Source organism: Synechocystis sp. FACHB-908, from assembly GCF_014698595.1.
GTDB lineage: Bacteria > Cyanobacteriota > Cyanobacteriia > Cyanobacteriales > Microcystaceae > Synechocystis.
The window spans coordinates 185,021-199,156 of record NZ_JACJTH010000027.1; the positions used below are offsets into that span (position 1 = coordinate 185,021).

At 48.3% G+C, this 14,136-nt stretch carries 13 protein-coding genes; 10 read left to right on the forward strand and 3 right to left on the reverse strand.

All coding sequences use genetic code 11. The annotated features are described in order from the left end of the window. Positions 1-223: 223 nt before the first annotated feature. Entirely contained in the window at positions 224-1,030 is an 807-nt protein-coding gene (locus H6G46_RS10045) for an inositol monophosphatase family protein (RefSeq protein ID WP_014407159.1), read from the reverse strand. 75 nt (positions 1,031-1,105) lie between these two features. Here H6G46_RS10045 and H6G46_RS10050 point away from each other — a divergent pair, with 75 nt between their 5' ends. Then, entirely contained in the window at positions 1,106-1,891 is a 786-nt protein-coding gene (locus tag H6G46_RS10050) for a hypothetical protein (protein ID WP_010874131.1), read from the forward strand. 64 nt (positions 1,892-1,955) lie between these two features. Here H6G46_RS10050 and H6G46_RS10055 read toward each other — a convergent pair whose 3' ends face one another. Beyond that, positions 1,956-2,741: a Crp/Fnr family transcriptional regulator gene (locus H6G46_RS10055; RefSeq protein WP_010874132.1), complete on the reverse strand. Its 786-nt coding sequence runs from the start codon at positions 2,739-2,741 to the stop codon at positions 1,956-1,958. A gap of 228 nt (positions 2,742-2,969) precedes the next feature. Here H6G46_RS10055 and H6G46_RS10060 point away from each other — a divergent pair, with 228 nt between their 5' ends. The 8 genes from H6G46_RS10060 to apcB all read left to right on the forward strand — a co-directional run bounded on the left by H6G46_RS10060 (position 2,970) and on the right by apcB (position 10,025). Then, positions 2,970-4,028 (forward strand): sulfate ABC transporter substrate-binding protein, encoded by a 1,059-nt coding sequence (locus H6G46_RS10060; protein WP_010874133.1) that lies wholly within the window; start codon positions 2,970-2,972, stop codon positions 4,026-4,028. Between the two features lie 36 nt (positions 4,029-4,064). Then, on the forward strand, positions 4,065-4,358 hold the full coding sequence (locus tag H6G46_RS10065) for an NIL domain-containing protein (RefSeq protein ID WP_010874134.1): 294 nt from the start codon (positions 4,065-4,067) through the stop codon (positions 4,356-4,358). Between the two features lies 1 nt (position 4,359). Further along, positions 4,360-5,220 (forward strand): sulfate ABC transporter permease subunit CysT, encoded by an 861-nt coding sequence (gene cysT / locus H6G46_RS10070; protein WP_010874135.1) that lies wholly within the window; start codon positions 4,360-4,362, stop codon positions 5,218-5,220. Next, positions 5,207-6,037, forward strand: a complete 831-nt coding sequence (cysW, locus tag H6G46_RS10075) for a sulfate ABC transporter permease subunit CysW (RefSeq protein WP_010874136.1) — start codon at positions 5,207-5,209, stop codon at positions 6,035-6,037. Before cysT ends, cysW begins: the two co-directional genes overlap by 14 nt. Before the next feature lie 161 nt (positions 6,038-6,198). Next, positions 6,199-7,266 (forward strand): sulfate/molybdate ABC transporter ATP-binding protein, encoded by a 1,068-nt coding sequence (locus tag H6G46_RS10080; RefSeq protein ID WP_010874137.1) that lies wholly within the window; start codon positions 6,199-6,201, stop codon positions 7,264-7,266. A 189-nt stretch (positions 7,267-7,455) separates the two neighbouring features. Further along, on the forward strand, positions 7,456-7,983 hold the full coding sequence (locus tag H6G46_RS10085) for a type II secretion system protein GspG (protein ID WP_010874138.1): 528 nt from the start codon (positions 7,456-7,458) through the stop codon (positions 7,981-7,983). A gap of 141 nt (positions 7,984-8,124) precedes the next feature. Next, a complete protein-coding gene (locus H6G46_RS10090) occupies positions 8,125-9,324 on the forward strand; it encodes a chromate transporter (RefSeq protein WP_010874139.1) in 1,200 nt (399 codons plus the stop codon). Positions 9,325-9,515: 191 nt separating this feature from the next. Beyond that, complete coding sequence (gene apcB / locus H6G46_RS10095) at positions 9,516-10,025, forward strand: allophycocyanin subunit beta (protein WP_010874140.1); 510 nt, start codon at positions 9,516-9,518, stop codon at positions 10,023-10,025. A 272-nt stretch (positions 10,026-10,297) separates the two neighbouring features. Here apcB and H6G46_RS10100 read toward each other — a convergent pair whose 3' ends face one another. Next, positions 10,298-13,417 carry a DEAD/DEAH box helicase gene (locus H6G46_RS10100; RefSeq protein ID WP_010874141.1) on the reverse strand — a complete coding sequence of 1,040 codons (3,120 nt, stop codon included), beginning with the start codon at positions 13,415-13,417 and terminating at the stop codon, positions 10,298-10,300. A gap of 104 nt (positions 13,418-13,521) precedes the next feature. Here H6G46_RS10100 and H6G46_RS10105 point away from each other — a divergent pair, with 104 nt between their 5' ends. Further along, positions 13,522-14,118: a rhomboid family intramembrane serine protease gene (locus H6G46_RS10105; RefSeq protein WP_010874142.1), complete on the forward strand. Its 597-nt coding sequence runs from the start codon at positions 13,522-13,524 to the stop codon at positions 14,116-14,118. Positions 14,119-14,136: the final 18 nt, after the last annotated feature.

A 14,136-nucleotide genomic window follows, 5' to 3' on the forward strand; every position in this document is an offset into this window, starting at 1 on the left:
AAGAATTTGCTCGCCATAATGTTAATTGTTCGTACCATTTCCGTCGCTCAACGGTTAACTTTTGTCAGACCAATGGGCCATGAAAAAATTTGAAAATCCCTTAGCAAGGTTTTGGTGTAGAGCACAAATTTACCCAATCAAGCTCCCTCAATACCAGGAGACTTTGATGTTCGCCCCAAATCTGGGGAGTCTGGGTGCTTTAAAAATCTATTCCGGGTCATCTTCACTGCGCTGCTAAGACTAGGGGTTTGAATTGTTCCATAAGTTCCCTGCGACTGGCGGTAATGCAGGGATAGGGGCGATCGCCATAGTCTTCTCCTATCGTAAGCGGAAACAATGGTTCGGGGCGGAGGCAAAGAAATTCCCCTCCGGCGGCCAACAGGATTGGCCAGGCTCCAGCAATGTCCCAAATTTTTGGTGTTTTTTCCGTTCCCCCGAGGGCAGCCCCTAGGGCCACCAGGGCCAGATTGTAACTACTAACCCCAATGAGCCTCAATTTACAGGGAAAGGGATTGGTTAAAATTCCGGCGCTACGGGCACAAAGATTAAACAAATGATTTTGACTAGGCTCGGCGTCACTAACCTGGATTGGTTCCCCATTCAGAAAGGCCCCCTGGGGCCCGGTTAACCCAGAATTTTCTAGCCAATAGCCCCAAAAGGATTGCTGTAGTAAAGGAAAATGGAGAAAACCAAACACTGGTGTGCCCCGGTAGAGTAGGCCAAGGGAAATGCCCCAGATGGGAATGCCCCTGGCGAAATTGGTGGTGCCATCAATGGGATCGACAATCCAACACCAGTCATTAGCAGGAAAAATGTGGGCGGTTTCCTCCGTCAGCACTCCATGGTCGGGAAATTGGACGGCAATACGTTGGCGCAATTCCTGGTCAGACCATTGATCGGCGGCGGTGACCAAACTACCGTCGGCTTTGCGTTGGGCAGGGATTCTGGCGGATTGGGCCACCAACTCTGTGGCGATCGCCTTGGTGGTGGACTGACAAAAGCTCAAAACCTCTGGCCAAAAAGTCTCCATGTCGAATCTTGATATAGTAAATAGACTGCCTGACAAGGGCAATATGGCCATCATCACACATCGCAGGAATTTGCTGTGACCCAGGTTTGGTTTCCCTCCAAAAAATCGGCTACGTCGGTGAAATCAACCGGTCAGTTTTTGCCCCTTTCCCCCAAGGAAATTACAGCCCTGGCCCTTCGTTTGACTGAGTATCGCTGGCTATACCGTTGGGGCCCCTGGAGTGGGGGGGCTTTTTTGGTGACTATGCTCTGGGCAACGGAATGGCGACTGATGCTTGCCACGGGCCTGGGGGTAGGTAGTATGCGGTTGGTCTATTGGCTTTTGACCCATCACCAGGAACTCCAAGCCAAACAGTGGCACCAGTTTTTTTCTGGACCCCAGGGTCGATTGACCATTGCCGGTGGTGGAGGTGGTTTAACTGCGGTCGGCACCTATATGGCCACCATGGTGTGGTCGGAAGTGGAAAATCCTTGGTTGGCCACGGGCATTATTTTGCAGGGTTTGGGTTCCCTCGCTACAGTAGGATTATTGCTCTGGCAACGGCGAAAAGTGGCTGCTCCCAAATTACTCACTGCCCCAGTTTCCGATTTTGACCGTTGTTTGCATTACCTGGCCCATGGCGATCGCCTGCAGAAATTAATTGCCCTGCGTCAGTTACAACAATGGCAAAATCAGCCCAGTCCAGACTCTCCGAACCCGAGAGAACTGGCCTTATACCTCCAAGCTTTTTTAGACATTGAACAGGACCTAGCCCTACAACGGGTAGCGTTGCATTTGCTCCAGCAGTGCGGACAATCTCCCATCCGCCAAGAACCTTTATCCATTCCCCAACGACAAAAACAACGGCAAGCGATTGAATGATGCGGCTCCCACCGGTTGAGTTGTGCGGGTAACAATTCAGCCATTACTGTTAACTTCTTAGTCCTTATTTCAAGGGCCACCAGTTAACCTTTTCCCGGGTGGCACTGTAAACTTCCTTGAGTCCTTCCGGGGCCAGAATTTGAATTAAGTCTTCTTTTTCTCCCTTGGGAATGGCAATCAGATGGTGTTTTTGCATACCCTTCAGCACCTGCTCCACCGTTCTTTGATTGAGCTGGCAAGCCCTGGCGATCATATCAATGGGCAAATCGAAAATATAATTCCCCTGGCGATCGGGTTGGTTGCCCAGTTCTCTTTCTTGATAAATCAACGCCCGCAGTAAACTCGCCACCGCTTGGGGAGGGTAGGTACTGCAATTGAGCAGATGATATTCAAATTTTTGTTGTAATTCAAATAGAAAACGATACCGTTCCCGAAAAATTTCGCTATTTTCATAAATTTGCTCAACAGTAGCGAGGGGAATTTTAATGACGTGGGTGGTCTTATAAACCTCGACAGAACAAGGAAAAGATTTACTGGCCAAACCATAGCTAAAGGGCAAACTGCGCCAACCAAAGCAACTGCCAGCATAGTTAATGGCAATGATGCGGTCCAGAGGAGTGCTACGGGTGATGACGACACCATCATCCAACATCACATAAAGATTATCCAGGGTTTGATCCGGCAGAAATGCAGTGTAAATGGGTCGATTGGAAAACAGTTTTTCGATTTTAAGTTCTGCTGAAGCAAGATAATCCGCCACCAAGGGGAGATCCATGCCCCGAAAAAGATAGCTTTCTTGCACTAATCGTTCCGGCAGGGCAGGGGATAAAGCAGGCGATCGTTTAGCCATAGAACTCAGAGATAACGTCCAGTGCCCCAGTTCACGGTCGGGCAAACCCCAGCTCAATCATGACACAGACCGAATCCCGACAGAACGGAGAATTCACACGAATAACAAAACATTAACGATGCGAGCAAAATATTTTTATGTGCATTTTAAAAATAAATTGCAAAACATTTCAAATTCAACTATGATTTATCGAGATTACACACAGGTCACAATTTCAAGGAGTTAACGATGGCTCGATCTGCTTTTGGCTGGGGATTTTCGGTGATCGCCGTTTTGATGGTGGGCAGTATCACCGCTTGCAACACCACCACCACCACCGAGCCAGGGCAAGGGGAAAATGCTAGCCAGGCCCCCGCTAATTTGACCTTGGTCAGCTACGCCGTTACCAGGGATGCCTTTGAAAAAATCATTCCCAAATTCACCGAAGAATGGAAAAGCAAAACCGGTCAAGATGTCACCTTTGAGCAAAGCTATGGCGGTTCCGGCAGTCAAACTAGGGCCGTGGTGGATGGTCTAGAAGCGGATATTGTTGCCTTAGCCCTCAGTTCCGACGTGCAAAAAATTGAAAGTGCAGGGCTGATTCAGCCGGGGTGGGAACAGGAAGCCCCCAATGGATCGATTGTGACTAACTCGGTCATCGCCTTTGTGACCAAAGCATCGGACAACATCAAAGTAGAAAAATGGGCAGATTTGGCCAACCCTGAAGTCAAAGTGATTACCGCCAACCCAAAAACTTCCGGGGGGGCTCGCTGGAATTTCCTCGGCATTTGGGGTTCGGTAACCAAAACCGGAGGCACAGAAGAACAAGCCTTTGATTTTGCTGGTAAGGTTTTAGCTAATGCTCCAGTATTACCAAAGGATGCGCGGGAGTCCACCGATGTTTTTTATAAACAGGGTCAGGGCAACGTTTTGCTCAATTATGAAAACGAAGTGCTATTAGCCAAGCAAAAAGGGGAAAATCAACCCTATATCATTCCCCAGGATTTCAATGTTTCCATTAGCGGCCCTGTCGCTGTTGTGGATACTACCGTGGACAAAAAAGGTACCAGGGAAGTAGCTGACGCCTTTGTGCAATATTTGTTCACCCCAGAAGCACAACAAATTTTTGCTGAAACCGGATTCCGCCCTGTGAATGAAGAAGTTTTGGCTAAGTTTGCTAGCCAATATCCCAAAGTTGAGAATTTAGCCACCATTGAAGAGTTCGGCGGTTGGAAAAAAGCCCAAGCAGAATTCTTTGATGAAGGGGGTATTTTCGACAAAGTTATTACCAAAATTGGTAGGCAATAACAATTCCAAGCAGTTTTGATTGAAGCTAATTAACCCATGCAAGCACAAACTTTCTCCCACCTCCATAGCCAGAGTTCTCAACGAACTACCGAGGTAACCCTTTACCTAACTATTCCCGAAAGCTATCGTCAAGAACCGATTGTCACCCAACTGGTGAGCCGTTACCAACTCCAGGTAAATATCCTCGCGGCAACTTTGGGCACTAACGGCGGTCAAGGTCAATTTAAACTAACTTTAATTGGCCATGCCCAAGCAATTAATAACGCCCTAGCTTACCTAGAGCAATTGCAAGTCACCATAGTTTTAGACCAGGAGTCCGACGGCTGGTAACATGACCACAAATCTTCCTTTTTCTTCCCCGTCTAAACAACTCAATAGGTTTAGTTTTTGGCAATCTATTTCTATACCCTGGGTAGTAACAATTATTTATCTGTTACTAATTTTGGTATTACCCATTGCAGCTCTCTTAGTTAAATCTGCCTCCTTGGGTTTAGAAGGATTTTGGCAAATTGCCACCACTCCTATCGCCATTTCCACCTATAACGTCACCTTTATCACGGCTCTGGCGGCAGGGCTGGTCAACGGTGTAATGGGCACTTTAGTGGCATGGGTGCTAGTCCGCTGTCAATTTCCAGGCAAAAAAATTGTTGATGCCATGGTGGATTTACCCTTTGCTCTGCCCACCTCCGTTGCTGGTTTAGTGTTGGCTACTTTGTATAGTCAAACGGGTTGGGTAGGTCGCTTTTTTGCTCCATTTGGCATTCAAATAGCTTTCAGTCGCCTGGGGGTATTTGTGGCTATGGTTTTCATTTCCCTGCCTTTTATTGTGCGAACTCTACAGCCAGTTTTACAGGAGTTGGAAGAAGAGGCAGAGGAAGCAGCATGGTCCTTAGGGGCAACGGAATTCCAAACTTTTTGGCGGGTAATTTTTCCCCCTTTAATTCCGCCGATTTTAACAGGGATTGCTTTGGGGTTTTCCAGGGCAGTGGGGGAATATGGCTCGGTGGTTTTAATTGCTTCCAATATTCCTTTTAAAGATCTGATTGCCCCGGTGTTAGTGTTTGAGCGGTTGGAACAATATGATTATCCTGCTGCAACGGTAATTGGGGCAGTACTGTTATCTGTTTCTCTGATTTTATTGCTAATTATTAACCTACTGCAACAATGGGGTCGCCGCTATGCTAACGATTAATTTACCGAAAACTTTTAAAGTTAAATATCTACTCATTGCCCTAGCTTTATTTTATTTAATTTTAGTTTTACTACTGCCGGCGATCGCCGTTTTTTATGAGGCTTTTCATAAAGGAGTAGAGCCATTTATACAAGCTATGGGAGATCGAAATTTTCAGTCGGCCCTGCAATTAACCGTTGTCATGGCGCTGATTTCCGTTCCTTTGAACACGGTATTTGGTCTCTGTGCCGCTTGGGTTTTAGCCCGCAATCAATTTCCCGGTCGAGCCTTATTTTTAAGCGTTTTAGATTTACCTTTCTCCATCTCTCCCGTAGTCGCAGGTTTAATGATTGTTCTCCTCTACGGCAAAAATGGCTGGATCGGTAGCTGGTTTGCTAGCTGGGATATTCAGATTATTTTTTCTGTGCCCGGCATGGCGATCGCCACTATTTTTGTTACCTTGCCCTTCGTGGCCAGGGAAGTAATTCCCGTACTAGAAGAATTGGGACCAGAACAGGAGGAAGCGGCCCGCACTTTAGGGGCTAAAGATTGGCAAATTTTCTGGCGGGTTACCTTACCCAATATTCGCTGGGGCTTACTTTATGGAGTTCTGTTAACCAATGCTCGGGCCATGGGAGAGTTTGGCGCAGTGGCGGTGGTTTCCGGCAGTATTCTGGGCAAAACCAGTACATTACCTATTTTTGTGGAGCAGGAATACAAAAACTATCAAACGGAAGCGGCCTTTGGGGCAGCGGTGGTATTAGCTTTATTGGCAGTGGTGACCCTAGTTCTAAAGGAAATTTTAGAGCAGCGCACCGGGCATCATAAAGCTGTTTAACCTTTCACTTTCCCTGCCAAATTTCCGGGAAACTAAATAAAAGTACCAGGTATTACTGGAACTGCGGAGGGGACAGACCAAAATTTTGTCAACATAGCCTGAAACTAACACCATTTTTGAGTTTGACAATCTAACTTCTCTTATATTTAACTGAGGACATCATGAGTATTATTATTAATAACGTTTCTAAACAATTTGGCGATTTTACTGCTTTAAAAGATATTAACCTAGAAGTTCCCGATGGTAAGTTAGTTGCCTTATTGGGCCCTTCCGGTTCCGGAAAATCAACTTTGCTCAGGGCGATCGCCGGATTGGAAGAGCCGGATCAAGGGCAAATTATTATTAATGGTCAGGATGCCACCCATGTGGATATTCGTAAGCGCAACATTGGTTTTGTTTTTCAGCACTACGCTTTGTTTAAACATTTAACTATTCGACAAAATATTGCTTTTGGTTTGGAAATTCGCAAGCATCCCCCAGCGAAAACTAAGGAAAGGGTGGAGGAATTACTTTCATTAATCCAATTGGAAGGTTTAGGTAATCGTTACCCCTCCCAACTCTCTGGCGGCCAACGGCAACGGGTAGCCTTAGCCAGGGCTTTAGCAGTACAACCCCAGGTTTTATTATTAGATGAACCATTTGGGGCTCTGGATGCTAAAGTACGGAAAGAATTGCGGGCTTGGCTGCGAAAATTACATGATGAAGTGCATCTAACCAGCGTGTTTGTTACCCATGACCAGGAAGAGGCTATGGAAGTGGCGGATGAAATTGTGGTGATGAGTAATGGCAAAATCGAGCAAGTGGGCACTGCAGAAGAAATTTATGAGCACCCTGCCAGTCCTTTTGTGATGGGTTTCATTGGCGAAGTTAATGTTTTACCCCGTAATGCTTCCCTCTTTAACTACCACGCTTTTGAACCCCACTCCAGCAATAATGGGCATCAAGAGCCGGTTTTTGTCCGACCCCATGATTTTGAATTGTTAACGGAAGCGGACGATGCCAGCGTAGCGGGGACCATCAAAAGAGTTATTCACCTCGGTTCAGAAATCCAGGTGGAAGTATTGCTAATGGATAACACCGCTGTGCTTGCTTACCTAAACCGGGAACAAGGGCAACAGCTTAATCCTAAAGCTGGAAAAAAAGTATTTATTAAGCCCCGGGTCGCTAAGGTTTTTGCTGGAGCTTCTTCCGCGGCTTCTACCCATTTTATTTATGGTACGGGTATCTAAATAAACTATTTTAAACTGGATCTATAAGCTCCAATGCCCTGGGGAGTAACTGAAAGGAAACGAAAAAATAATCTTCTTCCTATTCTATTCCTTCTGATTGAGTAACCAGGACTTTTGGGTACGCTTTCGATTAGAAGTGTGAGGAAAGAGGTTTGCTTTCCCCCTGTTTAGTAATCCATCCCTAGAGCCGTGAACTCATCTAAGACCGCATTCAGAGGTCATAATGTTTTTTTGCTCCGCCATGCCCTGGCATGCTCGACGGGATTCACCTTGCTGGAAATATTAGTTGTTGTGATCGTTATTGGTATTCTAGGGGCGATCGCCGTGCCGAACTTGCTGGCCCAAGTAGACAAGGCTAGGTACTCGGAAGCGAAAACCCAGATGAGCTGTATGGCCAAGGAATTAACGGTGTATCGCTATGAACATGGCACTTTTCCCCCGGATGTGAACCGTAATATTAAACCAGCAGGAATTGAGTGCTTTTACACCCGACAGAGTGGCCAGGTTCCTTTTGATTCCCAATACGATTACGATCGCCACGGTTCCCAGTGTTACGCCCATATTTCTTTCTTTGGCAAGGACGGAGAAAGGGATGCCCCCACTGCTGGCTCACCGGTATATCCTAATCCTGGACTTTACGATCACAGTGAAACGAACCCCAACTCCGACGACTGGGTTTATAGTCTTGGTTTAAATCCGGGAGGCATCGAATGTTAACTCGGTCTTCATAGCTGTGCCATCACAAAGGCTGGGGTCAGTTGATGTTGGCCATTAAAATTTTCTCTGTTTGCCAATTGTCCATAGGTTAGCGATTACCTTAGGGTAAAACTTTGTTGTAGTTTCCGTTGGTTATTGATCGTGAGTAATGAAGCCCCGATGGAAACTATCCCGGTGGACTATGGCACTTTAACGCCTCCGCAAAAATGGCAACGATTGCAGGAGTTGGCCTATTTATTTTTGCGGTTAGGACTGTTTTCCTTTGGCGGCCCTGCGGCCCACACCGCCATGATGGAGGAAGAAGTGGTGCGGCGACAACAATGGCTCAGCCACGAAAAATTTTTAGATTTGATTGGGGTGACCAATTTAATCCCCGGGCCTAATTCTACTGAGTTAGCCATTCACCTGGGCTATGAGCGGGGCAAATGGGCAGGTTTGATCATTGGCGGAGTTGCCTTTATTTTGCCGGCCATGGTAGTGGTCTGGTTATTGGCGATCGCCTATGTTCATTACCAGTCAGTGCCAGCGGTGGGCCATATGCTCTATGGCATCCAACCAATGATCATTCCCCTGATTGGCCAAGCTTTATGGAAATTGGGTCGGAAAGCACTAAAAAATCCCCTCACCATTGGGGCGGCGGTGTTGGTCATGGTGGGGACGGCCTGGGGAAAGCCGGAAATTTTACTATTACTGCTGGCGGGCTTAGCCCTGGTGTTGATCCAAATTGGGCGGGGACGTTTTCAATCTTTACCGCTGATTTTTTTACCCCTAGGTCAAATCGCTCCAGCCCCGGCGTTACCAGTAACAATCATCAACCCTTGGTCCGTGTTTGGCATTTTTCTGAAAATTGGTTGCCTGCTCTATGGCGGTGGTTACGTACTGTTTGCTTTTTTGCAAGCTGACCTCGTGGAGCGTTTGGAATGGCTGACTTCCCAGCAATTATTGGATGCGATCGCCATTGGCCAAATCACCCCTGGGCCACTATTCACCACGGCAACTTTTATTGGTTATTTATTGGCCGGCAACCCTGGGGCAATCGCCGCTACGGTGGGCATCTTTCTACCATCTTTTTTACTGGTGGCCTTGGTCAATCCCTGGGTCAGTACCCTGCAAAAATCCTTAATTTTCCGAGCTTTCCTCGATGGTGTTAATGCCGGTGCGTGGGGTTTAATGGTGGTCACTACCATTGGTTTAGCCCGTTCCGCCCTCATTGATCCCTTGACCATCTGCTTAGCGGTGCTCGGGGCGATCGCCCTGGGACGATTTTCCATCAGTTCCCATTGGTTAGTGGTCTTTGGTGCCCTGGTGGGCCTAGTTGGCCAAAGCTGGTCAATGGGTTAATGGCCTAGCCATGAATTTAACCGAGAAAATAATGCAAAAACTTAAGCCCCTGACGGCCTAAATATGTAGTTTTATTGCAGGGGTAAGGGCTCCCTTGACTTGCGTTCACTCGGAAATAATGATAGGTAGGAGAACTAAAATGGCTTGCCCAAGCCCCTTAACTATAAACTGCCGTTGGGAGAACCTTTTAAATGCGAGACGCGGTTACCACTTTAATAAAAAACTATGATTTGACCGGTCGCTATCTAGACCGGAACGCCATGGACGAGCTCAAAGCTTATTTTGAGTCCGGTTCGGCTAGGATTGCCGCCGCCGCCATGATTAACGCCAATTCGGCCACCATCGTCAAACGGGCCGCTGCCCAACTGTTTGAAGAAATTCCTGAGCTAATCCGCCCCAGTGGTAATGCCTACACTACCCGTCGTTTTTCCGCTTGTTTGCGGGATATGGACTATTATCTGCGCTATGCCAGCTATGCCCTGATTGCCGCAGACAACAACGTGCTCGATGAGCGGGTTCTGCAGGGACTACGGGAAACCTACAATTCCCTGGGCGTACCCATTGGGCCCACGGTGCGGGGCATTCAGATCATGAAGGAAATGATTGAAGCCATGGCAGAGGATTCCAGCCTGAACAGCACAGATTTTATTGCTTCCCCCTTTGACCATATGACCAGGGAACTGAGCGAACTTTCTGTCTAGCAAATTTTCTAAGAAAGTGTTTGAAAAGTGCAAGGCTAGGTATTTATCCCCCTAAATCTCCTCACTAAAGCTCCGGCTTAAAAAAGGGGACTTTTGCGACAGTTCCCCTCTTCCCAAGGGGGGCTAGGGGCGATTAAACAGCCAAAACTCAACTTTCCAAACATGCTCTAAGCAGGGAAATTGCTTTAGCAAAATAAATAACTCGACCTCAAGTTAAATCGAGGCCCACAGTAGGAGATGAATTTTCCCTACTGTATTTTTTTGTGCTTTCATCAATCGGACGCTTCGGCTTGGTAATCCACCGGGGTGGCGGAGAGGGTAAGCAACTGACGGAGTTTATCGGTGTCTAGGCGGGTGAGCCAATTTTCCCCGGCATCCACGGTTTGTTCTGCCAATTGTTGTTTATCCGCCATCATGGCGTTAATTTTTTCTTCCAAGGTGCCTGTACAGACAAATTTGTGCACCTGGACGTTGCGAGTTTGGCCAATGCGAAAAGCACGATCGGTAGCCTGATTTTCCACCGCCGGATTCCACCACCGGTCCACATGGAACACATGGTTAGCCCTCGTGAGGTTCAACCCTGTGCCGCCAGCCTTGAGAGAAAGGATAAATAAATAGGGACTGTTGGGGTCCTGTTGGAATCGTTCCACCAGAGCTTGCCGTTGCTCTGCTGGAGTGCCCCCGTGGAGATAGAGCACCTCTTGGTTAAAGTATTTTTCCAGATAGGGTTTGAGTAAATGACCCCAACTGGCAAATTGGGTGAAAATTAACACCCGATCGCCTTCGCTGATGATTTCTTCCAGCATTTCCGCCAGACGAATTAGCTTGCCGGACTGGTGCCCGTGGGTGATGGCGGGCTTTTTCAGCAATAGATCGGGATGGTTACAAACCTGTTTGAGTTTGGTTAATAGGGTTAAAACTAAACCGTGCCTTTGAATGCCTTCGCTGTCGGCGATCGCCTGGAGGGATTCCTCCACCAATTGTTGATATAAACCAGCTTGCTCTTGGGAAAGGTCACAGAAGACGGTCATTTCTTGTTTTTCTGGTAAATCTTGAATAATGGTTTGGTCGGTTTTTAACCGCCGCAAAATAAACGGCCGCACTAAATTCCGCAAAATTAACAACGACTGGCGATCGCCAAATTTTTCGATGGGATTGGCAAAGCGCCGTTGGAAAAAGCTCTGATTACCCAGGAAACCGGGATTTAAAAATTCTAAAATTGACCACAATTCCGTCAGGCGATTTTCCACCGGAGTCCCCGTGAGGGCAATGCGAAAACCCGCTGGCAATTGCCGGGCCGCCTGGGACTGTTTAGCTTGGGGATTTTTGATATTTTGGGCTTCGTCCAGCACGATCCCCTGCCAGTCCACCAATTTCAAACTACTAAAATCCCGTTGCAGTAAAGCGTAACTGGTGAGGACAATTTGCTGGTCTTTGACCTGTTTAACCAACGGTTGCCCTTTTTTCCGGCGATCGCCATGGTGCAATAGGGTTTTAAGTTGGGGCGCAAACTTATTAATTTCATGACCCCAATTGCTCAGCACCGACGTAGGACAAACAATCAACACCGGCTTAACTAACATATCCTCCGCGGCTAAATGGAGCAGAAAAGCCAGCAACTGGGGTGTTTTTCCCAAACCCATATCGTCTGCCAAACAGGCCCCCAGCCCCCACCGTTCCAGAAAAGCTAACCAGCCCACTCCCCGAGCTTGGTAGGGCCGTAAAGTACCCTGAAAGCCCGGTGGGTCAGCAATGGCTTTCACTCCTTCCGGGTTACGGAGGGTGTCGATCAATTCCTGTAATATGCCCCGAGCAGCAAACTGGGTCACCGGCAGTTTAGAGACGGTTTGTAAATCACCAATGCTGAGGCGCAGAGCATCCTCCACTGTGAGGGGCGGGGCAGATTGTTGCTGCTGTAAAATGACCTTGGCCGCCCGCACGTCCGCCGGTTGCAGGGTAATCCATTCTCCGTCCAGCACCACCAGGGGAGATTTTTGGGCTAGTAACGCTTCAAAGTCCTTGGCCGTCAATAACCGGGCATTGTCCCCGCTCCCCATCATTAGTTGCAAGTCGTAATTAATTAAACTTTGCAGAGTTAGCCGCTGGCCCCTTTGCCGTTGCACTTCCCCCACCACTTTTACCCCTAACCGTTTGGCGGTGCCGCCCCGTTCTAACCCCGGCGGGAGGATTACCCCTAACCCCCGATCCCGCAATTGATGGGCGATTGCCAGGATAAATTCGTAGGCTTGGATGGCATCTAGCCCACAGCCCGTGGGACACCTTTCCGTCAAACTTGCAGCAATGGGTTCGTAAATTTGGGCAGCTACCCCTAAGCCCCGCAGTAAACTTTCCGCCCCCTGGTCAACCCTCCTTCCCTGCCACACCAGGCGATCGCCGGCCATGGCCCAGAGGGAAGCCGCCGGGAGCCAAAATTCCCCGTCATCCAGGGCTTGTAAACCATAATCCAGTTGCCAGGTTCCCCCCCCATCGTCCGCTGGAGGTTGTAACCGCAGAGCCCCCCGCCATTGCCGTTGGGCTAAAGCTTGGTTATTTTTTTGGCCCAAATAATTCTGGACTGGTAAATACCAATGGTCTAAGGATGTGGCTAATCGTTGTAGAGCTTTGCCTGTGCCGAGGGAGGTTTGCCCCCCATGGGTTAATCCCCGGAGCCAATCATTCAACCAGACTTCTTTAACGTTGGCTAGGCTGGGACTGACGGCACCAATTTGGGCTTGCAATAATTTTTGTAGTAAATCCACCACCAACATTTGGGGCTCCTGGGAGTCAGTCAGGTTGGCCAGGGCGCAGGCAGGTACTCTCTGGCTAAATTGGGCTAAATGGGTTTGGTCTTGGATGCTATCGAGGATAGGAATCCATTGGGCATAGTAATTACCGTCTTCCCCCCTTTGCTCCAGTCCCGGCACAAATTTACCCCGTAGCACCAAATCTAAACACCAGCGGTGCAGTTGACCGTAAAAGTAAAACTCTGATCCTAAGTTAGCTAAGGCTTGGCCCCCCAGGGGAATAGATTGGAGCAACGTTAACGTTTGGCTTGGGGTCAGATTTACCCCGGTTACCTGCCACGATCGCCAGTGGAGATATTTCGCATCCATGGCCACCGGATCTTGCCCTGTGACAAAGGGTAGGGGAATTTTTTGCTGGCGATGGCTGGGTAAATGCAGAGTAAGGGCTGCCTCTGTCACCCCATCCGCCTTGGGGAAGGCCAGGGGCAAATTCGACCAGGCCTGTAGCAAATCCGGCAGATCCAACGCAAAGGGATGGCGATCGCCAATGGTTTCTGGCAAAGGATGACCCCAGGTATCCGCCCAAAGAAACAGTTTGCCGCCGTTTTCCCCGTGGGAGGGTTGCCAATTACCGTGGATAGTCGCCATAGGATCTAGTTTCTGGTCTGTCCCATTCTAGGGCGATTGGTTATCCTTGATTATGGATGGGTCCCTGGCCCTCCTAACCTCAGCCGTCGCTCTTTGTCACCACCATGAGCCAAAATTCCAAAACTGCCCTGCGGGCCACCCTGCAAAGTCAGTTCTCGATTATTGTCAGTTTTTTAGCCATTTTTTGGCTTCTGGAAATCTTAGATGCGTTTGTTTTTCGGGGTAGTTTGGATCAATTTGGCATTTACCCCCGCTCCTTGGAAGGTCTGAGGGGAATTGTCTTTGCACCCTTTCTCCATGCCGATTTTGGTCATTTAATTGCCAACAGCGTCCCGTTCGTTGTTCTTGCCTGGTTGGTGATGCTCCAGGAAGTGAGTGATTTTTGGATTGTGACCATTATCACCATGGTGGTGGGCGGCCTGGGAGTCTGGTTGATCGCTCCCCCTAACACCGTCACCGTTGGGGCTAGCATTCTGATTTTTGGTTACTTAGGATTTTTACTCTTTCGAGGTTGGTTCCAAAAAAACCTGGCTTCCATTGTCCTTTCTATCGTTGTCCTAGTTCTCTACGGCAGTGCCCTTTGGGGACTATTGCCTGGTCGGGCGGGGGTTTCTTGGCAGGGTCATTTATTTGGCTTCATCGGTGGAGCGATCGCCGCTTGGTTAATTGCTAGGGAAAAGCATTACTACAGCAAAAATTAGCAAGATTTTTTAAGACAA